The organism is uncultured Parabacteroides sp. (assembly GCF_902493135.1).
Taxonomy (GTDB): Bacteria; Bacteroidota; Bacteroidia; order Bacteroidales; family Tannerellaceae; genus Parabacteroides.
The window spans coordinates 1-23,438 of sequence record NZ_CABUOD010000035.1; the positions used below are offsets into that span (position 1 = coordinate 1).

The window sequence follows — 23,438 nt, forward strand, 5'->3', positions numbered from 1 at the left end:
TACAAACCAATAATCATAGAGTAGCTTCGCCATCGCCTCTAAATTCTGATTTATCGGTATATAAAGAGAAAAGGAGAGGAAAAATCCCCTCCTTAACTCAAAACCAAGTATCAGACATTCAAATCTTTCATTGCTAATCCATAATTTTCTTGACCGAACAGGTCTCTATGGATAAGTTTCAAACCAAGAGTCTGATAATACTTGTAGTCATCACCTTCGGTACAGAGGTATCTGTAACCATATCGAGGCATGTATTCCTTGAAGAATCGAGCCAAGTCTTTCAGGCTTTCGGCTTGGTTCTTTTTGAAGTTACTGCGCACAATGATGATAGACCAGTCGGGGAAGTTGCCTCTTCCTTCGCTGTACTCCCAGAAGCGGATGTAGCAGTCCAAATCACGCTCACGGATGTTCACACAAAAGCCATTGGCATTTTGCATCACGCTACAACTGTTTCTGTAGCCGAACTTCTCACACAAGTAGAGATTAAAATCAAGAATCAAATCGTTTTGTAACAAAATTAATTGAGTTTAAAAAGTTAATAAATGGTGAATTATAAATGAAAGCCTCGCTTGCGCTTAGCCTTTTTCTTTTTCATCAGGCGATTGAACTCGGCTTCTTCTGCGGCAGTGGCATCATAGGATGAGTTCCCGTTTAGCAAACCGAGACTTAAGCCAAAGCTATCGTCGGAATGAGAAACGCTTTGCTGCATCTCTTCTTTCTGTTGTCTGGGTTCCTGTTGGGTTAACTCCAATAAGGATGCGCAAGCATTCTGTCCCAATCGGTTGTCGATATTCAAGTAGCTGAACTCCCTACTGACTTTTGAACCAGAGAAAGAAAAACCGTTGTACTCAAACTTGACACCCTGTATTTCTCTTGTAGTCCGGCTGACTTTGAATTTCATATCAATGTCACGGTCGGCAAGGGCTTCTTTCAGTTCATCCCAACTTTGAGCTTTGGGCAATTCCTTTTTCAACGCCTTGTATATCTCATGCTTTGCCCGGTCGTATGGGCGCAAGCGTTCCTCCTTAATATGGTCTTTGCCGTTGGCAAAGTGCAAGCGGTATTTTGCCGTCAGCATCTTACACGCCTTTTCATTTCTGCGGAAGTCGTTCTTGTCGCTAATCGTTTTACCGTCATTGTCCACCCGATTAAAAACGATGTGACAATTCGGATGTTCACGGTCAATATGCCGGGCGATGATGTACTGCGTGTTTTCGATGCCCATCAGTTTCATGTAGTCGTGGGCGATTTGCAACATCAACGCATCATCAGACTTCAGGCGTTCGCCATCTTCAGGAGAGAAGTTGAGCGAGGTGTGTCCGACAATATTCTTTACCTTGTCATCGAGCAATGCTTGTAATTCAAATTGCTCCGCCATCTGTTCGGGTGAGCCATCCACTCCGACAGCTTCCAACAGTTTGGATTTCTCCTCTTTCAGGACATAGCGAACACAGCCACCGAACGATGTTCCTTTTGTCTGTTTACCTATCATCTTTCAGTCGCTTTATGAGTTGATTAATACGCTGCGCCATCTCTTCGCATCTTTTGGCAACAGCAAAGAATCCGTAGGTGTTTGCCTGCTTCGCCAATTGGTTAAGATTGGTGCTTTCACCTATCAACTGACGGATGATGTGGATATGCTCTTTCGTGATTCGTTCACGTACTGTTCCGTTCTCAATGAGCGAACGGATGACTGCGCTTTGGGTCTGTTTGCTCCGTCTGCAAAGCGCACCGAGCCATGCGAATTGGTCGTAAGACAGACGGAGTGTTATCGTATGTTTCTTTTCCATTTTGAATAGCTTTTAGTGAATAATTTGTGACCATCGGGAGCCGCCTCCTCAGACTTTTTGAGGAGTAAGTGGTCGGGAAATGTAATACACCGACATTAACTTGCTACAGTAAAAAAGTCTCGATTCCTCTCCCTTTGCTCAAAGTTTGAATCCTCGTTTCTTGGGCGGTGAAAGCTTCGGTTGAGGGATATCTCGTTGTACGCTGATGAGCTTCAAATCGAATATCTCTATCAGTATTTTCAAGTTCGGATTCCTCTTAATCATCTGCTGGAGTATGGCTTCATCGGGGCGTACTTTTAACAGATAATCGGCGATGTCGTAACCCTCTTTACGTTCGTTCTCAGTTGCTTTGGCTTCTAGATAATCGAACAGTTGTACATCAATTCCATAGCTTTTCATCAACCCGATTTTGCTCTGCCAATAGTCAGTCGCTCCCAAATCGGGGAATAACACAACGCTTCTTCCAGCCAGAACGGATAGGCTGTTGGTATTGAAACAACCGTTCTTTCCACCCGATGCAATCCATAGGAATTGGGGTAGGTAGTAGGATGCAATGAGTGCCGTTTTCTCGCTTTCGACCAGTGCAACAGGACGGCTTTTGTCTTCTATAAGCAGATGCTCACCGAAGAAACATTGTTTCAGATTATAGCCATCCTTGTGCAGTATGGAGTGTACCCACGTGACGTGATTGTACGGCTCTTTTATCCGCTTGCCTGTCGTTGGATTGTAAAGCATTATCTTACCTGTGCGAACTCTGTTCTGGTAATCCATTTGCCAAAATACGGTTGCACCGTCCCAATGCTTGGAAGTGCCGACTTTGTATTTCTCCATCAGTTTCAATGTCTCCGCTTCTCCAAATTGAGCCGATAAGAATTGGAACAGTTTGTTGTCGGGATAGCGTTGCAACGACTGATTGACTATATCCAAATCAATGTAGGAAGTGGCTTTCGGTTCGACTTCTTTTATAGTCGTATAACTCCGAAAGGTATCCTCGGATAACTTCTCCTTCTCAGACGGATTCCGTTCAAAGTAATCACGAGGCGTGAAGTGATAACCGCATTTCTGTTCATGGTCACAACGACCCACGTAATCGGGTAACTTGATTCGTTTCTCCGTATCAATGTACTTGGAAAAACATCTTTTACAGTGGCAGTTTGGGCAAGTATGCCGGGTACTGACACCTTTGTAGGGTTCTAATATGAATCTATGTGTACTCATTGTTTGTTTCTTGTTTTATGTGTCACTTTTGTCGTTATTGTCGTTTTCTCTTGGAAAGTGCCAAAACCGACAAAAATGTCATGGGTTAATCTTTGAATATTCTCCATGCTTCTTTTTGCGGAACAGAGTCCCGATATTGTCATTGAGAAAGCGTTGAAATGTTCGCTCCTTCATTCCGTTTTTTTCGGCTATCTGTATAGCTTGGGCAGTTGTAAAGGAAGGAGGCAGCAGATTGACTATCGCCTATTGCTGACTGTTGAGGGCATTCTCATTCAGAATATTTTGCACGCTCAATGCGGATTCCTTGAAATATTCTGTCAGTTTAATGGCTCTCTCCACCGTCAGCAGGTCGATACACGTCTTGTCGCACTCTCCGCAAGTCCATCGTGCCAGTTGGATAATCAGACAGAAGCGAATGATGTATATCTCCAGCTTGCAATAGATACTTACAATGGTGTCGTTTGTTTCCCGGTCGCACAATTCTGAAAAATGGTGCTGCCATTCGTAAAGCCGTTTCTTGGCATCCTCTGAGAAGAAGAGAGTTTGCGGTTCAATTTCGCTGTCTTCATTGAGGTGGCACTCTGATTGTATCAGCCTGTCAATGATAGCATTCCATTCTTGCTCTATATCTTCCGGCAGTTCTTTGTCATTCCACCGTGCCTTCTGTTGCAGATTAGGCATTACAAACAGAATGCGGTCGATAAATCCGTTACTGGAGCGTTCACCTTTAGCCAACTCGTTCAAGATTTTCTTTTGGATAGTACCAATGACCGATATATACGGACGCTTGATGAAGATGGAACTCTTGGCATTCTTACGGTCGGACATAGTGGTCTTGGCACTGAACACAGAGAGCCAGAACTGTTCTTCCGAACCGTTGTTATAGCGGTTGAAGTTCTTGAACCATGCGGATAATTCATCAGCCCACAGGCATAACCCACGTTTGTTTTGCGCATGAATGAGGCTTAACTCTTCGGGAGTTACATCCGAAACCAAGAAGCGTTTGCGGATAGGCTCTTGTGGAAATTGTTCTTCACCGCTTTCCGCACGTTCCTTGCGGCTCATGCTCATCAGTTCATCGTATTTGGCAAGAGCCTTTTCAAATTCCTGATTCTGTCGGTAGTCATAACCAAGAAACGGCTTCATTGCAAAGCTGAGCGGATGGCTTTTGTTCGCTCCCGGTCTTCCAATCAATGCCATATACAGGATGGGGCTTTCCAGCCAGCCTTGCTTGATTTGGGCAAGGTGTGTGTTGCCTATGCCGACTGCTATTGCCGTGAGGATGGCTGCGGCAATGTAGTCGGTAGGGTAGTTATGGCATTCGTGTACCTCACGGATGATGCGTTGGATTTTTGCAGGGAATATACTGATGGGGAATGCCGTACCAGACAATCTTGTGCTTAAATCAATCGCTTCATCAATGATGGATGCCGGATTAATAGAATATGTATCCATAGCCCAACCTATTAAAATTGCACTAATGATTTGGGCTTATGGCGTACACCACTCTGCATATTGGCAAGCATCTCCTCGTATGTCTGCTCGGCAGTCTTTCTCCGTCCGTTCTCAATCCAAGCAAGAAGCTCGTCCTCGTAGAAATAGAGTTTCTTCCCCTTCTTATAAGACGGAAGTAGTCCTTTGCGCACCAATGTATATATGGTAGGCTTGGCTTTACGGATGATACGGCAAGCATCCTCGATTTCCACCAATACATGTTTGTCGGATGGCTGTGGTTGGAGTTCCGCTACCATCTTTTTCAACTCGATGACCTGTTCGGTCAGATAACCTACCGCCTCGGGTAGCTTATCAAATGTTACTGTTTCTTTTTGCATACGCCAATCGTTTTTAATTGTTCGACGGCAAAGGAAACAGGTGTTTCAATGGTGGAATCATTCACCAAAATTTAACTGATGAATAACTTTTTGATGGTAATTAGTGATGATTACAAAGGATTTAGCTACCTTTGCATAAAATTTGAGTATGAAAATATAGATAAAGTATTATGTCAAAACTAAGTGAATTGGTTGGTGTTGTTGAAGAACCACATCTTGTCATTCAAGAATACTTTAAGACGCTGGATGATTGGTGTACTGAGATGGAACTGTCGGATCCCATAAAACAATCTGTAATGTCTTCGCAGTTGGTTCTTATACCAGAAGGGTTTCGTGATTGTCCAAAGGCGTTTACCAATTATGCGAGTGACTTCTATAACTACTGCAAGCATGTCAATAGTGTGAGTATCGAAATCTGTTGCAATGATGAGGAGTTTACGCAATTGGAGTTGTGCTCGGTAAAAGTTCGGTTGGGGAAAATAATTGCTACATCAAGCATATCTGGTGTTATCATTTGGAATATAGTCAGCGGTTATATAAAGGATGTTATTGATGAAGCGGTCAAGACGGAACCAGTTGTAGAACAGGTGGCAGATGTACCCTCGTTTCAGTCTGAACCAGAGTGTTCTTTCTCTGTTATTATTCGCGACTCAACAGGTAAATGCATTGAGGTGAAATACGATGGACCGGTGTCGGGTATGGAAGAAGCTGGAGAACAAATTAAGATAATAGCTGGTGATGGAAAGTAAATACATTGATATTCTGCAACATCTTTGTGATGATTCTTTTGATTACAAGGGAGCACTGAATGTTGTACGAAAAGATCTGCATAATGCAAGGAACAATCATCAAGAGCAACAAGCCAATAACTTTTGGGCAATAAAGACTGTTATTGAGATATATCAGGGGATGGTTGATGTGTATGAGTTGCTGCAACAGCACGAATACTACAAAGCGTGGTGTGAAGCGGAACAGGTGGAGATTATGTGCAACAATCTCCAACGCAATTCCCAAGATGTTTTTACTATCGTAAAAGACCTGTATGAATGTATCATCCGACTGCAGGGCTTGTATCCGTATCAGATATTCTGTAGCTATGTGATACAAATCAAGAAGGAGCGTTGCTCTATCTGCAATCAGATCCGTAACATAAGGCATGACTGTGGACACAGAAGAGGATATGTATATAATGGTCAGTTCTGTTGCAATATAATTGAGGACTTTGAACTCAAAAGCATAGATATTGTGGATAATCCAGTACATAAGTATGCTGTACTATTTACTAAGGGTAAAGATGGAAATAGCGAGGATAACTATGACTACTCGTTGGTAGAGGGATTAATGCAGTATTGGACGAAGCCATTTCAACATTGGATATATTATATCAAGCACATTCATAAGCCTTTGACTGATTATCCCGGGCTGACGGATGATGATTATTGTCCTTGCGGGTCAGGGAAAAAGTATGGTGAGTGTTGCAAGTCCGATCCTGAGGGTGTAAAGCACAAAGTGTACCAGTTTAGGGTAGAACAATGTTTATTATAAGTGTTTTAATGATATTGGTATAGTTCAATAAAATAGAAAGTTGGTTTAGGAAATTTAGATTCTCGGAATCTCGCTTACTGACAAAATCTATTTAGGCTTGTCCCGCAAAAAGAATATCAACGGTGTTGAAAATCTTTGCAGTTCAAGTGATCCGAATTTATTTAACTTTTAACCGAGTCCAATTTTTAGTGGACACATATGACATGAGTTAATAATTTACAATTCAGTTTCAAAAGAAATAAAAGGAACCCGTAAAATTAGAAAGATTGGAATTTTGGATTGATTTTTAGTTAGGCAATCTTCTTGTCTAATTTAATCTTGCATTCAGATTCAGTATGAGACATTTTGCGCTCAATGGTAGATATTTCCGAATCACGGAGAGTATGAGCGAATACCCTCTTTATGAATGTGGCAGTCTGTAAGCGTGGCTTGCCAAATGCTTTACCGATATTCCATCCAAAGTGCATGATGTCAATGGTCTTTAACTGAGAATCAACCTTTATAGGTTCAACTTTAGGCAGAGTATCTGATAAGTAATATTTTGTAACATATCTACACAAGCGATTAAGTGCAGCTTCATCAAGATAGAGAACTAAGGTTTGTTTTGTGTAAGCAATGACCTTATCAAGTTTTTCTTGTGATTCTCGTTCTTTCTCAGCCATAGCGTTTGCACGGGAAATCTCATATTCTGATGGTTGATTAAGCACATTGATAGGGATGTTGCTAATAGAGGCTGTAGGGACTTCCTCCTTTGGAAATTCTACCATGTCTTCATTGGATTCTGAAAGCGAGAGAGTAGAAACTTCTTCTGTGGTGTCAGATGTAGTTTCGATTTCTGCTTCAGATTCAGAAACGATAGGTTCTGGATCTATGGTATTTTCAATAGATTCCTGATGTTCTATTGGATTTTCAGTTACCACCGCCTTATTACGATAGCACTCAAATCTCATAAAGCTTTTTTCTATTGTTGGGGAAAGGAGTTGTCTGAATACCATTTGCAGATTGAGATAGATAGCTCCCATGATAATGGTGCATACCACCAAAATGAGGTAACTACTGAACTCGTCCCAACCATAGTGAAGTACGGTCTGGCGGGCTAAAACACCAATGATTGCGATTGTACCAAAAACAATCAGATGCAATGTTATATGTTCTATCTTTCTCTGTTCCATAGTGAGATGTATTAATCGTTTGTGTGCAAATATATAGGATTAATTTTTGAGAAAATCCATAGTTTTGCCTGTTAATGGGCTTTTGACGATATATTTCATCACTTTTCACCATGTTATACTCCTAATAATAAGCGTATTGCAAATTTCTTGCTTTTGGATGAAAATAGTTGGGTAAATAGGCTTGTGTATCTTAAAAACAAAAATTATCTGCATCATTTAAGGTAAACAATGCAGATAATCAATAGGGTATAGAGATATTGCTTATTAGCAATACAATGTATGGTTTGTATCCTTGTTAAAATATAACAGGAGGTTGTAATCTTGTTTATGAGCGACTTTGTTTATTAGCCATTTCCTAAATGCAGCGGAATGCCCGGTGTCAATCTGATAGGATAGGATTATAACCATATCGAGATTATACACATCGGCATTGTTCCCATTCTCCAATTTGATGTACTTACGAACTTCGTAGCTATTCAAAATATTGATTTTCAGTATTCTCTTAATTGCAGCGTGGATAGTACCAGCCGTTGTATAAAACAAGTCTGCCAGCTCCCAAGAGGTCATCCATACTTCGCCATCGGAAATATAGATGCCTTGTCCGTTGTTGGTTATGATTCCTCGTTTCATAGTTCTATCTATTTGAGTGATATTTTATTAGCTGTTTCTCGCTTCTTGGTATTGACCAAATCGGCATATATCTGAGTTGTGGACACGTTCTTATGCGTTAGCATCTTTGAGACCGTGTAAATATCTGTACCTAAGGATATTTGTATGACGGCATACGAGTGACGAAATCCGTGGAAGGTTATCGGTTTCGTTATCCCTGCCTTTTTGAGCCAGCTTTTCAGCGGATAATTAATCATACTCCGTTTCAACTTCTTGAATACTTTGCCTGTTCCGGGCGTACCGCATAGTTCGTAGGCTTCGTAACTGATGGGGAGTGTTGCCTCCGTTTGAGTTTTCTGTGTCCTGATACGCAGACAATAACCTTGGTCTGGAGCGATAGTAAAGTCTTCCCATTGCAGATTGAGAATATCACTGATGCGTAAGCCTGTCAGACAAGCGAACAGAGAAGCGGATTTCAATACGGGGATGTCGCAAGGAGTGGCAGCGAGTTGTTTTACTTCTTCCAACGTCAGATACTCTTTCTTTACGTCTTGTGGCTCTATCTTATCAAGGTAATCGTTAATGTTCTCCCGAAACCATTTATCCCGATAGGCAATCTTCAATAATCCTCTGAAAGTAGAGTAGTAGCCGGATGCCGAATTGAGGGATATGGAGCGGTTGCTGTGTTTGAGTTGTTTGGCGTTTAGCAGGTACTCACGGAACTTCTTGCATAAATCCACATTCACATCACCAAAGGTACATTGTCCCTTGACGAAGTTGTAGAAATGCTGATAGACGAATTGCCATTTCTGGTCTTTGTTTCGACACATCTTCTTGAAGTAGGCGAGGAAATCGGCTTTCTGCTTGGTCTTATCCAAGAAGCCAAACTCTTCGTTGATGAGCGATTGTACCCGGATGCAACGGATCGCTTCTGCTTTGTTCAACATATCGTTGTTGAACTCCCGTTCCATTTCGTTTTTGGGATGGGCATAGATGTAGATGCCAAGGTATTCCCTGCGGCTCATCTGCATCGTTTCAGGGTTACGGACTGCCGGATAATAATCCAGATACAAGGAGATACGATTGTTTCGAATCACTCTCTGACGAACTGTTACTTTTGTACACGTGTGTGACATACTGTTTAATATTTAGAGTTTTACATTTGTTTGGTGCAAAGGAATAAGGTGATTCAATGGTGGGTATATTCACCGAAAAATAACTTATTCAATCTTTGGGGCTGCAAGCAACTTATCCAGTTCTGGCTTGGAGATAAGTGTGTATTTGCCTTTCTTGACCTTAGGGATATTATGATACTTCGCATAATGATAGAGCTGGTCACGGGTGAGATTGAATTTCTCCATTGCTTCGGCTACCGTATAATATTGAGGTTCTTCGGGGGCAGCAATGCCCTTGGCTATATCCACATGCTTCTTAGAATAGTACACCATGATGCCCTCTTTCTTCTTTGGAATGGCATTCTTGGAAACGAAACAGTAGATGGCGGATAAGGTCATGCCGAACTTCTCGTGCATTTCTTGGGTACTGTACCATTCGGTAATGTCAGGATTCGGTGCTTTCTTGGCGAAGTAAGCGTCCATGTGTTTCTTACTCCAGTAGGTCTTACCACGATTGAAAGTCCGAGGGATGTTGTTCTTCTTGGCTACTAAGAATATCCATGATTCGTTTACATGATATTTCTCTTTGACTTCTGCGGTGGTGTAGAAGTCGGTGATAGGGGCTTTCTCTTTTGTTGGTGTATGGAATTCTGTTGGATTATTGAATAACACATCAATATCCTCTTTATTCAAAAGGTATTTGAAGCCCAAGCGAATGACCTTTAATTCACTACGTTTAATGTAACCGTAAACGGTTGGTCTAGTTACTCCGAGATAGATAGCCGTTTCGGTGATTGTAAGAAATGGTTTGTCTTTTATTCTTTCAATAGGCTTTTCTTCTATCTTCTTTTCTACGATTTGATTGTTTGCTTTGATTGCTTCATCACGCTTTCTCTTTTTATAGAGTGCGTTGGCACATTGCTTGGAACAACACGCAGTAGTTGTCTTTTGGGCGATAAACTCTTTACCGCACCAAGCACAAATTCGCTTAATTTTCAGGTTGCTGCTCATTTTAATTCATCTTTATTTCTCCGTTATTTTTGTAAATTCCCGTAAAACCGTGTAAAATGGCGTATAGTTTCTCTACTACCTTTCTACAGGATTTTCAGTCTTTAACAAGCGAGCAACAAATGCGGTACAAAAATGAGCTGAAAAAGCCCTATAAACGATAACCATCGCTTATAAGGCTAAAAAGAAAGGCGTTCAAAATGAACGCCTTAATAATCATTGATGATATATGCTAATCGTTGGTAATCACCACTTATTTTCCGATGCAGCATACATAGCTGCCTGAATGATAGATTATTGCAATTTAATCGGTAGAAAAGTTGTTTTTTGAGCCTCCTAGACTTGTTTTTAAGGCTGTATTACACTCTTTTCTCAATGAATCAGAACTATGAGGAAGTATTGCATCCTCAATGAAGTTCACCTGTTTCCTATCGGTTACAAAGGTACAAAATTTAGGGATGTTTTCGCCGATAATGTCAACTAAATGCAAGATATTTTCACGGATATTGTATGCTGACCAAAAGAGAAATATTCAGTTGAAGCCTTTTTTCTTTTCTTCCCCTCTGTTTGACTTGACTTTATTGCCCGTGCATATAATAACGGTCATTAAAGTCAAGTTGAGAGTGGAGTCATATCTTTTTCTTTTGGCGAGCAAAATAGTTCTTTGATATGATGAGTGTATGATGAACAATTTGCATTGTTTGTAACGAATAACATATTGTTTGTTGATAGGTGTATATGGTGCTTACAAACAACATTATAGCATTTAGTTTTTGGAAGTTTTTGCTCAAAATAGATTATGTATATGGTTAATTATGCCAAGATGTGCATTTTTCTATGTGTAATACATCATTAAATAAATAAAAAGTATTACTTTTGTATATTATATGATAGGTTGATTATGGTGAAGTCATCGACATAGTCGCTTTGCACCTTAAATTGATGTAGTAATGGCAAAGAATACAATGGGAATCAAACTTCCCTGAAAATTGGAGCAGAAGATGCAGATTGTAGGTGAGCAGATTAAGTTGGCTCGCTTACGTCGGAATCTGAGTGTGGCTCAGGTGGCAGAACGGGCTACCTGTTCTCCGTTGACCGTAGCTCGTATAGAGACAGGTGCACCGACCAGTGATTAGGTAGAGAGTAACGAAATAACAAAAAAGAAAGATAAATATGAAATACAAAAAAAGTCCTTTAGACTATTTCTTACAACAACGGATAAGTGACAATGCAAAAGAGCTAAAGAATACTCTTAATGAAACATTGCAAATGGAGCAAAATTGTCTAGAGCAAATACATCTAAGCATAAATCATTGTAAAAATAATATTGCTGTCTGTGAAGAGCAAATTAAAAAATGTAGTATGGCGTCTTTGTCTATCTATGAAGCTAAGAAATTTGCATTCAAAGACAATCTAACCATATGGAATACGATGGGACATATTCAAATGACAAGTATTGAAATGAAGGAATATTTGAAGCGCTTGTCTGTTGAAGATGTTGACGAATGGGAGCAACGAACTGTTATTAAGTCGGCATATACAGCTATATATGAAACTTCAAAAAAGTTAGTTGATACTACTGGTGATATTATTAAATTTATTAAGGATTGTTTCCCAAGTTATGACTATGGAGCATTTACTGCTGCAAGAAAAGAGCTTACCAAGTTTAGAGAGGAAAACACAGCCGAATTAACTCGTGTTAGAAAGGGAATAGATGCTCATAGGGATGTAGAAGTAAGTGCACAGATAGATATTATAGAAAGATTGCATTTGGCTGAAGCGGTGCAATTAATTACTAACTACGGAAATATTGTTAATAAGCTTGGCAATGTAACAAGTTTGATTATAGAATTGGGTGTAAAAAGATTGCAAGTATGCTTCTAAATTCTATACTTTATGGAATAAACGGTATAAGACAATATCTTCATAATGTATTATTAAATAAACAAAAAGCATTATCTTTGCATATTATATGAAGGGTTGATTATGACAAAGAATACAATGGGAACCAAACTTCCCCGAAAATTGGAGCAAAAGATGCAGATTGTAGGCGAGCAGATTAAGCTAGCTCGTTTACGTAGGAATCTGAGTGTGGCTCAGGTGGCAGAACGGGCTACCTGTTCACCGCTTACTGTGTCTCGAATTGAAAAAGGTATTCCAACTGTTGCTATAGGAATTTATATGCGTGTGCTGTATGCTTTGCAGCTCGATGATGATATTTTACTGCTTGCCAAAGAAGATAAAATGGGAAAAGCTTTGCAAGATTTGAGTTTGAAAACAAGAGAACGTGCATCCAAGAAAGAATAATCTATGAAAAAGTTGTATGTATATGCCGATTTCGATTGGCTCAAAGAAGTGGAACTCATTGGCGAATTAGGCTATGAGTCTCTTCGTGGTGCGGACAGCTATAGTTTTACGTTCAATAATGAATGGTTAAGGCAGCACAGCGATCTGTTTTTGAGTGACGACCTGAACAATTATCCCAGTCAGCAATATACACAACCGGACAAGGATATATTCGGATGTTTTTCTGATGCCTTGCCGGATCGTTGGGGACGAACTTTGTTGTTGCGTCGTGAGCAAATTGCGGCAGCGGAAGAAAAGCGACCTGTAAGAAGATTGTCTTCTTTCGATTTTTTGACTGGTATCGATGATTTCTCCCGAATGGGTGGATTCCGTTTTAAGGAAACCCCTGATAGTGAATTTATAAATGTAAGTGAATCGTTGAAAATCCCACCTCTGACAGATATTCGGGAGTTGATTGCAGCCAGTGCTGAGATTGAGAAGAGCGAAGAAAACAATATGCTCCCCGATAGGAAATGGATTGCACAACTTGTGCAACCTGGGACATCATTAGGAGGAGCAAGGCCTAAAGCTAATGTAATAGATACGGATAAAACTCTTTATGTTGCTAAGTTCCCGTCTCGTAAGGATGACTATGATGTTGGGCTTTGGGAGCATTTTAGTCACTTACTTGCTAAAAAAGCAGGGATAAACGCAGCAAAAACCAAAGTGTTGGCTACAAGAGAAAAATATCATACATTGCTGTCACAACGCTTCGATAGAACTAATGATAGCAAACGTATTCATTTTGCATCTGCCATGACCTTATTGGGGCTGAGTGATGGTGACAATGCAACTACCGGGCATGGTTATCTGGATATAGTCGACTTTATTATTCAGAGCTGTACCGATGTGGAGCGAAACCTACAGGAACTATACCGCCGTGTGGCTTTCAATATTTGTATCGGCAATACTGATGACCATTTTCGCAATCACGGTTTTCTTTTGACTGCAAAAGGTTGGACACTATCTCCTGCATATGACATGAATCCCACGCTGAGTGAGTATCAAAGTTTGCTTGTTTCATTAACTTCTAATAAAGCAGAGCTGAGTATTTTGCTGGATGCTTGCGAAGACTACATGCTAAACCGTAAAACAGCAGAAAAGATTATTTCGGAGGTTATTGAAGCTGTAAAAGGATGGCGCGAATTGGCAACACGATTAAGTATTTCCAAGAGAGAAGCGGATATGTTTGCCGGAGTGTTGGATGGGCGATATAAGGCGGAATGACTATTATAGTGTGCCAAATTACCAAGCAAAAATGCGCCAAATTGCCAAACGATACGAGATAGATGGTTGATTTGTATGTGATTGAATAATAAGATGCGATTGAAGTTTTGTGTTATGCTGAGCGAACATAATGTTTGTGTAGCATAATTTTTTGAAAGATGAAATTCATTGATGAAATAGATAAAAGCGGTAAATGTGTTTTTGTACATAGCTTGATGCCAATTGTAGTCATTCCTTTAAATGATGTTTTTGTTGCTTATATACTTGGCTATATGAAGAATTAGATGTATTTTTGTTTGTAATTTAACGAGGATAATTTAAATACTAATGTCGAATAATCAACAAATGATGCTGAATAGAATAAAAGTGGTACTTGCAGAAAAGCAAAGAACCAATAGATGGTTGGCGGAGCAAATGGGTAAGTCCGAGAATACAATTTCAAGATGGTGTTCTAATAAGTCACAACCATCCCTTGATATGTTGGTTAAAGTTGCAGAATTACTTAATGTTGACCCTCGTCAACTTATAAATGGTGAGACAAAAATTTAGTTATGGCAATAAAGAAGACTCAATTATATAGCATACTTTGGGAAAGTTGCAATATCCTACGCGGAAGCATGGACGCAAGTCAATACAAGAACTATGTATTGACTATGCTGTTCTTGAAGTATATCAGCGACAAAGTTAAATCTGATTCAGACATATTCTTTGACCTTCCTGAAGGATGCTCTTTCAATGACATCGTTACTCTTAAAGGGAAAACCAATATAGGCGAGGAGATTCAGAAGAAACTCCATGCTATAGCCCGAGCGAATCCTCGATTGGATCACATTATCAACGAAGCTGATTTTGATGACTCGACAAAACTCGGATCAGGGAAGGCTAAGGTTGATACATTGACAAGCCTCATTTCTGTTTTTCAGCGGGATTTCCTTGATTTTAGTAAGAACCGTGCAGGTGATGACGATCTTATCGGAGATGCGTATGAATATCTGATGAAAAATTTTGCCGCAGAGAGTGGTAAAAAGAAAGGTCAGTTCTATACTCCTGCTGAGGTTTCTCGCTTAATGGCTCGTCTGATAGGCATACATAAAGACAATCGACCGCAGATTTCCATATATGACCCGACTTGCGGCTCGGGATCATTGTTGCTTCGTGCTGCTGCGGAATATTCCAAGCATCGTGATGGTGTTTCTATATTTGGTCAGGAACTAGATGGGGCAACACGAGGTATGGCGGTTATGAATATGTATCTTCATGGTTATGACGACCCGGAGTTAGAAGTCGGAGATACTATTGAAAAGCCATTCTTTAAATCAACCTCAAATCAACTGGAAACATTCAACTATGTCGTTGCCAATCCTCCATTCTCTCAGAAAGGATGGATAAAGGGAGAAATTAAGACTAATGACATCTTTGGTCGATGGGGAAACTCAGACAATCTACCGCCCATTCCACCGGTTGGCTATGAAGATTACGCATTTTTGCTCCACATTATCAAGTCTATCAATTCCCAAGGACGGGGAGCTTGTATATTGCCAAACGGAGTTCTGTTTCGTGGCAATGAAGAGGAGGCTGTTAGGCGGAAAATTATTGAGAAACGGTATATTAGAGGTATCATAAGTCTGCCTACAAACTTGTTTTTTGGTACTGGAATTCCAGCTTGTATTATCATTATTGACAAAGCTAAGACTTCGACATCAAAAGGCATTTTTATGATTGATGCTCGCTCTGGATTCGCAAAAGATGGAGCAAAGAATCGACTTCGTGAACAGGATATTCGTCGTGTATTTGATGCATGGGAAACTCTTGAAAATCTCGAAGCAAATGGTAACCTTGATGATAAAGAGGAAACCATACCTCATTTTGCCCGATTCGTACCTTACACCGAAATTACCAACGAGCGAAATGATTGCAATCTCAATGTGTCACGTTATATAACACCAGTCGATACTGAAATTCAGCAAGATCTTTATGCTCACCTCAAACTAAACGGAGGATTACCTGCCAAGGATATAGAAGAAGGATTTTCTTATCTTTGGCGACACTGTCCGACACTCAAAGACGAGCTGTTTGAGCCATTGGAGGAAAATTATTATAAACTGTGCGTCGGACGCAACGAGATTCCAAACACTATTACACACAATAAGGAATTCTGTACTTTAAGTGGATTCTTTTCGGAAGCAGTAGAAAAATGGTATAAACTTGTGTCACAACAGATGTTTGCGCTTGCTCTCGGATGCCAGCCTAAAAAACTTATAGCAGACTGGAGTGAGTCACTCCTTAAAATGCTCTCCGAAATCGATGGTCTCGTTGACAAATACACGATATATGACATATTGCTAAACTATTGGAATTCTGTTATGCAAGATGATTGTTATCTGATTTCTCGCTATGGTTGGACGGTAGAATTGTCTTGTGATGTTCTTACGACCGATAAAAAATCTAAAGAGGTAAGGTTCGTTCCTAAAAAGAATCCTACCTTCAGGGATTATAATTGCGATTTGTTGCCAGTTCATGTTGTTATCAATCAATATTTCAAAGAAGAGAACAATGTGGTCAATAAAGCTGAAGAGCGTGTGTCACAACTCAAAGGTGAGATAGAACAGATGGAGGAGGAATACCCCGAGGAACTTAACGATACTGTTACCGAAATCATAAGCAAATATATCTACGCTATATGTCCTAAACCTTTGGAGGGAGAAAAAGATGTTTTAGAGACATATCTTGCTATTAACGAAAAAGGAAAGATTGGCAAAGAGAAACGCGAAGCTATAATAGCTGAAAATCGGAATGTTTTCGACCGTCTTAGTGATTTGAGTGTAAGTGCAATTAAATATCGGTTGAAGGAAGTTGTCAATTATGCGGCATTGCCAGATGAAACCATTAAGTTATATAAAAAATATATTGACTTTAACAGAGAGTTGGCTGATGCTAAGACAGATGTTAAACAAAAGATATTAAAGTTGACCAAACTTGTTGTTGAAAAATATCCAACTTTACAAGAATCGGAAATTAAGGATATGGTTGTCAACGACAAATGGCATACCGCTATAGTTGGTGGAGCCATTAGTGCGGCTTTCGATGTAACCGTGGATATTGAACAACAAGTTACTGCTCTTGCTGATCGTTACGCTCGACGTCTATCTGATATTGAGTTATCGGTACGTGGATTTGAAGAAAAGGTTAATTCTCACCTCGCTAAAATGGGTTTTGAAGTATGATTGAAACTAAATTCAAACAAACTGAGTTGTGCCAAATACCAGAGGATTGGGATATAGGCACCTTTGCTGATTTCTTAATAACTTTTTCTGCGGGGGCTACCCCTTATCGAGGTATCCCTGATAACTTTGTTGGTACAATCCCATGGATTTCAAGCGGAGAGCTAAATTATTGTGAAATTGAAAATACTCGAGAGCACATATCTTCAGACGCTCAAAAGAATACTCATCTTACGTTGCATAAACCGGGAACATTCCTTATTGCAATTACAGGGCTTGAAGCTGCGGGGACTAGAGGGCGATGTGCCTTTGTTAAAATTCCCACAACGACAAATCAGTCATGTCTTGCAATCAATAGCACTGACAAGATGACTGTGAAATATTTGTTTTGGTTTTATCGTCAATGGAGCGATTATCTTGCTTTCAATTTTAGTCAAGGTTCAAAACAGCAAAGCTTTACGGCAGAGATAGTAAAACGTCTTCCATTATATGCGCCGAAATATAAAGAGCAAGAGAGAATCGCAGAAGCATTGAGCGATTTAGATAAGTTAATTCGTGAACTTGATACTCTGATTGAAAAGAAACGGTCTATAATGCAGGGGACTATGCAAGATCTCCTAACAGTTCGTCGTCGACTTCCCGGTTTCGATGAACCATGGAAAGAAGAAACTGTAGATAATATCTGTATAAGATTTGATAATCTGCGCATTCCTGTCGCTGAAGCTCTTCGAAAAAAAGGAAATATTCCGTATTATGGAGCAAATGGAATTCAAGACTATGTTGATGGTTTTACCCATGATGGAGAATATATCCTGTTAGCAGAGGACGGTGCAAACAATCTTATAGATTATCCCATTCGATATGTTAAAGGTAAAATATGGGTTAACAATCATGCCCATGTTTTACAGGGTAAACCAAATAAAGCTGACACTCGATATTTATCATACGGCCTTAAGACCATAGATTTTGAATCTAATATAGTTGGCAATGGACGTGCAAAATTAAATGCAAAAACCTTAATGGATTTGCGTGTCGTAATTCCATCCACTACCGCAGAGCAAATTGCAATCGCAGAAGTCCTCTCAGACATGGATGCTGAGATTGAGACACTGGAGTCAAAAAGGGATAAATATATTGCAGTCCGTCAAGGCATGATGCAGCAGTTATTAACAGGAAAAATTCGTTTAATATGAACACGATACCATTAGTAGATTCGGAACGCACAACTCAAAACCGTGTTGTTAATCTCCTCCACGATTACTGTGGCTATCAGTATCTTGGATATAAACAGAATGCCGATAACCTTCCAATTATTCCTGAAATTCTCGGAAAGTTTATAAAAGATACACAACACGCCTCAAATACGGAGATTGATAAAGTTCTTCGCTTGCTCGACTTGGAAATAAGCCGATGTCATGACAAGGATACGCTGTTTCAGAGCAATCTGAACTTCTATAGTTATCTGCGCTATGGAGTAAATATTCAAGGTGATGACGGACATAGTAAAACAGTCAAAATTATTGAATGGTCCGAGGATAATGTGGCCGACAATATATTTTCTTTGGCAGAAGAGGTAACAGTCCATCGTAATATAGAGGAATATCGTACGCGGCGTCCAGACATAGTAGTATATGTCAATGGAATGGCTCTTGGAGTTATTGAATTGAAGAAATCAACTGTTAGCGTAAAGGACGGTGTACGCCAGCAAATTCGCAACAATGGTAAAGATAATGAGATATGTCATTTTTTTGTGCCTGCCCAATTTCTTTTTGCCGGAAACGATAGTGAAGGAGTGCATTATGGTACAATACTAACTCCGGAAAAGTTTTGGTTGCGTTGGAAAGAACCAACAGGTCAAAGTTATCCCAATGATACGTCCACTCCCGAACCAATTCCTGAGCTATTTCCAAGATCAGAATTTCCTAATGAGCTTGATCGTTCATTGCTTCAGATGCTTGAACCGAAAAGAATTTTGCGTCTTATTCATGACTGCGTTGTATATGACGGAGGTATTAAAAAAGTTTGTCGTCCAAACCAATATTTTGCATTCGAGGCAGCAAAACCACGCATCCGCAATAAGCAAAGTGGTATTATCTGGCACTCGCAAGGTGCCGGCAAAAGTTTGATGATGGTATGGCTGGCTCAATGGATATTGGAGAATATGCCAAATGACCCGCGTGTTGTTATTATCACCGACCGTGATGAACTCGACAAACAAATTGAGAATGGATTCAAAGATGCCGGTCATAAACCAATTCGTGCCAAAAGCGGAAATCATCTTCTTTCGATGCTGTCAGAAGTTGAACCTAATTTGATTTGTACCCTTATTCATAAATTCGGTATTGCAGGACAGGAGGACTCCGCTTTTTCTCCTGAAGAGAAGAAACTTCGAGGAAAACGCTCACCTGAGCAATATATGGCTGCACTTGCAGAAAAACTGCCGAAAGGATTCAAGGCTAAAGGCAATATATTTGTTTTTGTTGACGAATGCCATCGTACACAAGGTGGTATACTCAACAAAGCCATGAAAAAAATCATGGGCGATGATGTTATGCTCATTGGTTTTACTGGAACTCCATTGCTGAAACAACAAAAGAGTAAACTTACATCGAGAGAAAACTTTGGCAATTATATCCACACATATAAATTTAATGAGGCGGTTAAGGATCAGGTGATTCTCGATCTACGTTATGAAGCTCGCGAAATAGAGCAGAATCTTGAAAACGAACAGGCCGTTGACCAACTCTTTGAACACATTACACGCAATCTCAGTCCGAAAGCAAAAGAAGAGTTGAAAAGTCGATGGGCTGTAATGAAGAATCTTTTTTCGAGTCGTGACCGCGTGCGTAAGATTGTAGCCGACATTGTAAAGGACATGCAACTCATATCATGCCTTCGGGAAGGTTGGGGTAATGCAATGCTGGTTTGCGATAGCATTTATCAGGCTTATCGTTGTTGGGAGGTCTTTCAGGAAACACAACTTAAAGGGCATTGTGCAGTCGTTTCAAGTTTTAACGGTAAAGATGCGAGTCCAGAAGAATCATCTTCGGGCGAAACACAAAGCGAGGCTGAATATAAAGCAGAGATGGCTAAGAAGATGTTTAATGACCGCACTCCCGAGAAATTTGAGGAATGGGCTAAGACTCAATTTGTTGACCATCCAGGTGACATGAAACTATTGATTGTGGTAAGTAAACTACTTACTGGTTTTGATGCTCCATCTGCCACTTACCTATATCTTGACAAAAAAATGGAGGGGCATGATTTGTTTCAAGCCATCTGTCGCGTAAACCGTACAGATAATGAGCATGAAGAAAAAGAGTTCGGGTATATTGTCGACTACAAACAGCTTTTTAAGAATATTGAAAATGCGGTTAATGATTACACCAGTGGAGCATTTTCAGATTACGACAAGGAAGATGTGGAAGGATTGTTAACGGATCGATTTGAGAATGCCAAGCGCGATCTGGACACGGCACTTGAACGTGTAGAGCATCTTTGTGAGCCTGTTGCTCATCCAAAAACGACCAACGAATTTTTTGATTACTTTGTATTCGACCAACGCAGCACGGAGCCTGATGAAGAAGAAGCTGCAACTATCCGAAGTGCCCCCATACGCGAAGCCTTCTATAATGCTGTAAAAATTCTTGTGACTCGTTATTCTGCAATTGCGCTTGAAATGGAGAGAGCTGGTTATACGACTGAAGAGGCGCAGACTATATTTGAGCGTATCAAGAATTTTGATAATATTCGGAATGCCATAATGCGCCGTGCCGGAGATATTATCGACATGAAACTGTATGATCAGCAGATGAGGAACATACTTGATATGTATGTAGATGCCAAGCCCTCAAAGGTTTTCGCTATGCTTGAAGACTTTTCATTTCTTGATCTTGTGCTAGACGGCAACTCAGAGGAAGCAGAACAAGAGGCCGAGGAAGCACTTGGAGGAAAGGACGGTGTTGCTTCAACGATTACTGCCAATGTTCGTCGTGTAGTAAACCGTAAACGTGAGAGTAATCCAGAAGAATATAGAAAATTCTCAGAACGCATAAACCGACTGCTTGCGGAGTATCGCCAAGGAGTTCTTGAGTACAAGGAATATCTCAAAGCAATAGCGGAATTGGCTCGTGAACTGGGTAACCGTACATCAGACCCTCGGCTTGATACTCAAGGGAAACAAGCGTTGTTCGATAATCTTGGCGAAGATGTAGAGTTAGCTCTCGAAGTTTATCAACTTATAAAAGTTAATGCTAAGCAAGGATTTAGGACTAATGATGTGAAGGAAGCAAAACTTCGTAAAGCATTAGCTTCACTTGCACGCTCCAAACCATTTAATGTAGATGATATCCTGAGCATAGCAATAAAAAATCCTGAGTTTTAATGCACACCATAGTAGTAGCAGATATTGAAATCGAAGTCGAACGCAAATCCATTAAAAATTTGCATTTGGCTGTTTATCCTCCGGATGCGAGGGTACATATCTCTATGCCTAATTATCTGACTGATGATGACGCTCGGAATTTCGTATTGCAAAAACTAGAATGGCTTCACGTTCAGATTGAGGAAATACTCGCCCAACCTCGACAGACAGAACGGCAATTCGTATCGGGCGAGAGTCATTATTTATTTGGTCAACGGTATCAACTTATTGTAGAAGAGCTACCTCACTATTCAAATAGTATGGAACTTAAAGGTAACAAACTTTATATGTTTTTGAAACCTGGCACTTCTATTGAAATAAGAGCAGAACTAATGCGTATCTGGTATAGGTCGCATCTTAAAAAGGAACTGGCATCAATGCTCCAATATTGGGCTAATAAACTTGAAGAAAATCCTTTTGAATGGCAGGTCAAGCAGATGAAGACTGAATGGGGCAGTTGTATTCCTTCAAAGCGTCTCCTTATCTTTAATCTTGAACTTGCCCGAGTACCACGTGAGTGCATTGAGTTTGTAATTGTACATGAGTTCTGTCATTTTAAAGTCGATAATCATAATAAAATTTTCGAGATGTTGATGACCAAACGTCTTCCGAATTGGCGCGCTTTGCGCCAAAAACTGAATGCATTTGTAGCACTACCATACAAAGAATAACGCACACTTATGAATCGAATTATACTTATCGGCAACGGCTTTGACTTGGCACATGGGCTTCCTACTAGATATGAAGATTTCATAAACTGGTATTGGGAAAAACGAGTTGACTCTTTTACAGGAAATATTACATCTATATCAGAGGACTGTCTTTGTTCTATCAAAATTACTTCAGACAACTACAATCGCTGTTGGAATGTCTTTGCATTTTATCTTCCTAAGTATTTTAACAAACCGTCCGGTAAAGAGATAATTGATTGTATTGCCAATGATTCTAAGTCCTTTGAATTTTCATTGTCTCCATTTTTTAAGAGTATATGCACTTCTATTGAGGTCAAAGGATGGGTTGACATAGAAAAGGAATATTATGATTTATTGCGAAATTCAATTATAAATCCAGACAACTGTGATTATACAATTTCTGAACTCAACAAGCAATTACATTATACTCAGGAACTTTTAGCTCAATATCTTTCTTCTATCACAACTGATAATATAAAGTGCAATAAGGAGATACAACGTCAAATTTATGGAAATATTCGTAAAGACGATGTTAGTATTTCACAATTACAGGTTTACTATGACTATGTAGATTATTTAATCCAACAAGACGATGCGTACCAACAGTTACTCTGTAGATATGGTTATGAAGGTTCCGATAGGCATTTTATGACAGAAGATATCAAACAGCTCAGAAAGCAGTTTATAGGTTCGTCAGAGATAGAAGAAATTTACCTAAAGGATTTAATAATTCCTGAGAATATTATGTTACTTAATTTTAATTATACTGAAGTAGCAGACAAATATGGGGGGCTGAAAGTTGCAGCTATAAATCATATTCATGGAGACTTGAATAATCCTAATAGCATAATATTTGGTTATGGTGATGAGCTTGATGAGGATTATAAAGATTTCCTTAAACAATCAGATAATGAGTGTTTAAGAAACATCAAATCTATAAAGTATTTAGAGTCGGGAAAATATCGTAATTTACTTCAGTTCATTGAGTCTGCTCCATATCAAGTTTATATCATGGGGCATTCTTGTGGTAACTCGGACAGAACGCTGCTAAACACCTTGTTTGAACATAAAAACTGTGTTTCAATAAAGCCACATTATTATCAAAAAGATGATGGCTCAGATAACTATCTGGAAATAGCACAAAATATATGTCGTAATTTTACGGACATGAAGCTAATGCGTGATAGGGTCGTAAATAAAATGTTTTGTGAACCATTACCACAATATATTAAATGATTTT

Annotated in this window: 20 protein-coding genes and 2 pseudogenes; 12 read left to right on the top strand and 10 right to left on the bottom strand. The window is 39.7% G+C overall.

What is annotated here, in order from left to right; genetic code table 11:
• Positions 1 to 110: 110 nt before the first annotated feature.
• The 6 genes and pseudogenes from RDN79_RS14340 to RDN79_RS14365 form a co-directional block, all read right to left on the bottom strand.
• Positions 111 to 515: a hypothetical protein gene (locus tag RDN79_RS14340; protein WP_084824991.1), complete on the bottom strand. Its 405-nt coding sequence runs from the start codon at positions 513 to 515 to the stop codon at positions 111 to 113.
• A 35-nt stretch (positions 516 to 550) separates the two neighbouring features.
• Positions 551 to 1,492: a relaxase/mobilization nuclease domain-containing protein gene (locus RDN79_RS14345; RefSeq protein WP_308573246.1), complete on the bottom strand. Its 942-nt coding sequence runs from the start codon at positions 1,490 to 1,492 to the stop codon at positions 551 to 553.
• Positions 1,482 to 1,790, bottom strand: coding sequence for a MobC family plasmid mobilization relaxosome protein (locus RDN79_RS14350; RefSeq protein ID WP_149928505.1), 309 nt, complete (start codon positions 1,788 to 1,790; stop codon positions 1,482 to 1,484). The genes RDN79_RS14345 and RDN79_RS14350 overlap by 11 nt, the downstream gene beginning before the upstream one ends.
• A gap of 138 nt (positions 1,791 to 1,928) precedes the next feature.
• Positions 1,929 to 3,008 (bottom strand): DUF6371 domain-containing protein, encoded by a 1,080-nt coding sequence (locus RDN79_RS14355; RefSeq protein WP_146352613.1) that lies wholly within the window; start codon positions 3,006 to 3,008, stop codon positions 1,929 to 1,931.
• 78 nt (positions 3,009 to 3,086) lie between these two features.
• Positions 3,087 to 4,463 (bottom strand): annotated as a pseudogene (locus tag RDN79_RS14360) (DUF3987 domain-containing protein).
• An 11-nt stretch (positions 4,464 to 4,474) separates the two neighbouring features.
• Positions 4,475 to 4,840: a helix-turn-helix domain-containing protein gene (locus RDN79_RS14365; protein WP_149928501.1), complete on the bottom strand. Its 366-nt coding sequence runs from the start codon at positions 4,838 to 4,840 to the stop codon at positions 4,475 to 4,477.
• Positions 4,841 to 5,010: 170 nt separating this feature from the next.
• Between RDN79_RS14365 and RDN79_RS14370 the strand changes: the two genes are divergently transcribed.
• Both RDN79_RS14370 and RDN79_RS14375 read left to right on the top strand, forming a co-directional pair.
• On the top strand, positions 5,011 to 5,589 hold the full coding sequence (locus RDN79_RS14370; protein ID WP_032595630.1) for a hypothetical protein: 579 nt from the start codon (positions 5,011 to 5,013) through the stop codon (positions 5,587 to 5,589).
• Positions 5,579 to 6,385 (top strand): SEC-C metal-binding domain-containing protein, encoded by an 807-nt coding sequence (locus RDN79_RS14375; RefSeq protein ID WP_032595631.1) that lies wholly within the window; start codon positions 5,579 to 5,581, stop codon positions 6,383 to 6,385. Before RDN79_RS14370 ends, RDN79_RS14375 begins: the two co-directional genes overlap by 11 nt.
• A 290-nt stretch (positions 6,386 to 6,675) precedes the next feature.
• Here RDN79_RS14375 and RDN79_RS14380 read toward each other — a convergent pair whose 3' ends face one another.
• From RDN79_RS14380 to RDN79_RS14395, 4 genes are all read right to left on the bottom strand, one after another.
• Positions 6,676 to 7,557, bottom strand: a complete 882-nt coding sequence (locus tag RDN79_RS14380) for a mobilization protein (RefSeq protein ID WP_270746629.1) — start codon at positions 7,555 to 7,557, stop codon at positions 6,676 to 6,678.
• 264 nt (positions 7,558 to 7,821) lie between these two features.
• On the bottom strand, positions 7,822 to 8,187 hold the full coding sequence (locus RDN79_RS14385; RefSeq protein ID WP_149928496.1) for a lipofamily protein: 366 nt from the start codon (positions 8,185 to 8,187) through the stop codon (positions 7,822 to 7,824).
• An 8-nt stretch (positions 8,188 to 8,195) separates the two neighbouring features.
• Positions 8,196 to 9,302: a site-specific integrase gene (locus RDN79_RS14390; protein WP_149928494.1), complete on the bottom strand. Its 1,107-nt coding sequence runs from the start codon at positions 9,300 to 9,302 to the stop codon at positions 8,196 to 8,198.
• A gap of 84 nt (positions 9,303 to 9,386) precedes the next feature.
• Positions 9,387 to 10,292 carry a helix-turn-helix domain-containing protein gene (locus RDN79_RS14395; protein ID WP_149928492.1) on the bottom strand — a complete coding sequence of 302 codons (906 nt, stop codon included), beginning with the start codon at positions 10,290 to 10,292 and terminating at the stop codon, positions 9,387 to 9,389.
• A gap of 998 nt (positions 10,293 to 11,290) precedes the next feature.
• Here RDN79_RS14395 and RDN79_RS14400 point away from each other — a divergent pair.
• From RDN79_RS14400 to RDN79_RS14445, 10 genes and pseudogenes are all read left to right on the top strand, one after another.
• A pseudogene (locus RDN79_RS14400) lies at positions 11,291 to 11,416 on the top strand (helix-turn-helix domain-containing protein); the annotation flags it as partial.
• Positions 11,417 to 11,462: 46 nt separating this feature from the next.
• Entirely contained in the window at positions 11,463 to 12,173 is a 711-nt protein-coding gene (locus RDN79_RS14405) for a hypothetical protein (RefSeq protein WP_308573247.1), read from the top strand.
• Between the two features lie 102 nt (positions 12,174 to 12,275).
• Positions 12,276 to 12,596 carry a helix-turn-helix domain-containing protein gene (locus tag RDN79_RS14410; protein ID WP_032573715.1) on the top strand — a complete coding sequence of 107 codons (321 nt, stop codon included), beginning with the start codon at positions 12,276 to 12,278 and terminating at the stop codon, positions 12,594 to 12,596.
• 3 nt (positions 12,597 to 12,599) lie between these two features.
• Positions 12,600 to 13,862 carry a type II toxin-antitoxin system HipA family toxin gene (locus tag RDN79_RS14415; protein WP_223126785.1) on the top strand — a complete coding sequence of 421 codons (1,263 nt, stop codon included), beginning with the start codon at positions 12,600 to 12,602 and terminating at the stop codon, positions 13,860 to 13,862.
• A 327-nt stretch (positions 13,863 to 14,189) separates the two neighbouring features.
• Positions 14,190 to 14,411 carry a helix-turn-helix domain-containing protein gene (locus RDN79_RS14420; protein WP_032573711.1) on the top strand — a complete coding sequence of 74 codons (222 nt, stop codon included), beginning with the start codon at positions 14,190 to 14,192 and terminating at the stop codon, positions 14,409 to 14,411.
• Between the two features lie 2 nt (positions 14,412 to 14,413).
• Positions 14,414 to 17,086 carry a class I SAM-dependent DNA methyltransferase gene (locus RDN79_RS14425; RefSeq protein WP_308573248.1) on the top strand — a complete coding sequence of 891 codons (2,673 nt, stop codon included), beginning with the start codon at positions 14,414 to 14,416 and terminating at the stop codon, positions 17,084 to 17,086.
• On the top strand, positions 17,083 to 18,276 hold the full coding sequence (locus RDN79_RS14430; RefSeq protein WP_050441024.1) for a restriction endonuclease subunit S: 1,194 nt from the start codon (positions 17,083 to 17,085) through the stop codon (positions 18,274 to 18,276). Before RDN79_RS14425 ends, RDN79_RS14430 begins: the two co-directional genes overlap by 4 nt.
• Entirely contained in the window at positions 18,273 to 21,467 is a 3,195-nt protein-coding gene (locus tag RDN79_RS14435) for an HsdR family type I site-specific deoxyribonuclease (protein WP_223126783.1), read from the top strand. Before RDN79_RS14430 ends, RDN79_RS14435 begins: the two co-directional genes overlap by 4 nt.
• Positions 21,467 to 22,177, top strand: a complete 711-nt coding sequence (locus tag RDN79_RS14440) for a SprT family zinc-dependent metalloprotease (RefSeq protein WP_308573249.1) — start codon at positions 21,467 to 21,469, stop codon at positions 22,175 to 22,177. Before RDN79_RS14435 ends, RDN79_RS14440 begins: the two co-directional genes overlap by 1 nt.
• 9 nt (positions 22,178 to 22,186) lie before the next feature.
• Complete coding sequence (locus tag RDN79_RS14445) at positions 22,187 to 23,434, top strand: AbiH family protein (protein ID WP_308573250.1); 1,248 nt, start codon at positions 22,187 to 22,189, stop codon at positions 23,432 to 23,434.
• Positions 23,435 to 23,438: the final 4 nt, after the last annotated feature.

Bases quoted from the DNA above. Each gene is read 5' to 3' on its own strand.
- RDN79_RS14350 (WP_149928505.1), bottom strand. From the start codon at position 1,790: ATGGAAAAGAAACATACGATAACACTCCGTCTGTCTTACGACCAATTC.
- RDN79_RS14370 (WP_032595630.1), top strand. From the start codon at position 5,011: ATGTCAAAACTAAGTGAATTGGTTGGTGTTGTTGAAGAACCACATCTT.
- RDN79_RS14390 (WP_149928494.1), bottom strand. From the start codon at position 9,302: ATGTCACACACGTGTACAAAAGTAACAGTTCGTCAGAGAGTGATTCGA.
- RDN79_RS14365 (WP_149928501.1), bottom strand. From the start codon at position 4,840: ATGCAAAAAGAAACAGTAACATTTGATAAGCTACCCGAGGCGGTAGGT.
- RDN79_RS14345 (WP_308573246.1), bottom strand. From the start codon at position 1,492: ATGATAGGTAAACAGACAAAAGGAACATCGTTCGGTGGCTGTGTTCGC.
- RDN79_RS14355 (WP_146352613.1), bottom strand. From the start codon at position 3,008: ATGAGTACACATAGATTCATATTAGAACCCTACAAAGGTGTCAGTACC.
- RDN79_RS14420 (WP_032573711.1), top strand. From the start codon at position 14,190: ATGTCGAATAATCAACAAATGATGCTGAATAGAATAAAAGTGGTACTT.
- RDN79_RS14415 (WP_223126785.1), top strand. From the start codon at position 12,600: ATGAAAAAGTTGTATGTATATGCCGATTTCGATTGGCTCAAAGAAGTG.
- RDN79_RS14385 (WP_149928496.1), bottom strand. From the start codon at position 8,187: ATGAAACGAGGAATCATAACCAACAACGGACAAGGCATCTATATTTCC.
- RDN79_RS14445 (WP_308573250.1), top strand. From the start codon at position 22,187: ATGAATCGAATTATACTTATCGGCAACGGCTTTGACTTGGCACATGGG.
- RDN79_RS14440 (WP_308573249.1), top strand. From the start codon at position 21,467: ATGCACACCATAGTAGTAGCAGATATTGAAATCGAAGTCGAACGCAAA.
- RDN79_RS14405 (WP_308573247.1), top strand. From the start codon at position 11,463: ATGAAATACAAAAAAAGTCCTTTAGACTATTTCTTACAACAACGGATA.
- RDN79_RS14435 (WP_223126783.1), top strand. From the start codon at position 18,273: ATGAACACGATACCATTAGTAGATTCGGAACGCACAACTCAAAACCGT.
- RDN79_RS14430 (WP_050441024.1), top strand. From the start codon at position 17,083: ATGATTGAAACTAAATTCAAACAAACTGAGTTGTGCCAAATACCAGAG.
- RDN79_RS14375 (WP_032595631.1), top strand. From the start codon at position 5,579: ATGGAAAGTAAATACATTGATATTCTGCAACATCTTTGTGATGATTCT.
- RDN79_RS14395 (WP_149928492.1), bottom strand. From the start codon at position 10,292: ATGAGCAGCAACCTGAAAATTAAGCGAATTTGTGCTTGGTGCGGTAAA.
- RDN79_RS14410 (WP_032573715.1), top strand. From the start codon at position 12,276: ATGACAAAGAATACAATGGGAACCAAACTTCCCCGAAAATTGGAGCAA.
- RDN79_RS14380 (WP_270746629.1), bottom strand. From the start codon at position 7,557: ATGGAACAGAGAAAGATAGAACATATAACATTGCATCTGATTGTTTTT.
- RDN79_RS14425 (WP_308573248.1), top strand. From the start codon at position 14,414: ATGGCAATAAAGAAGACTCAATTATATAGCATACTTTGGGAAAGTTGC.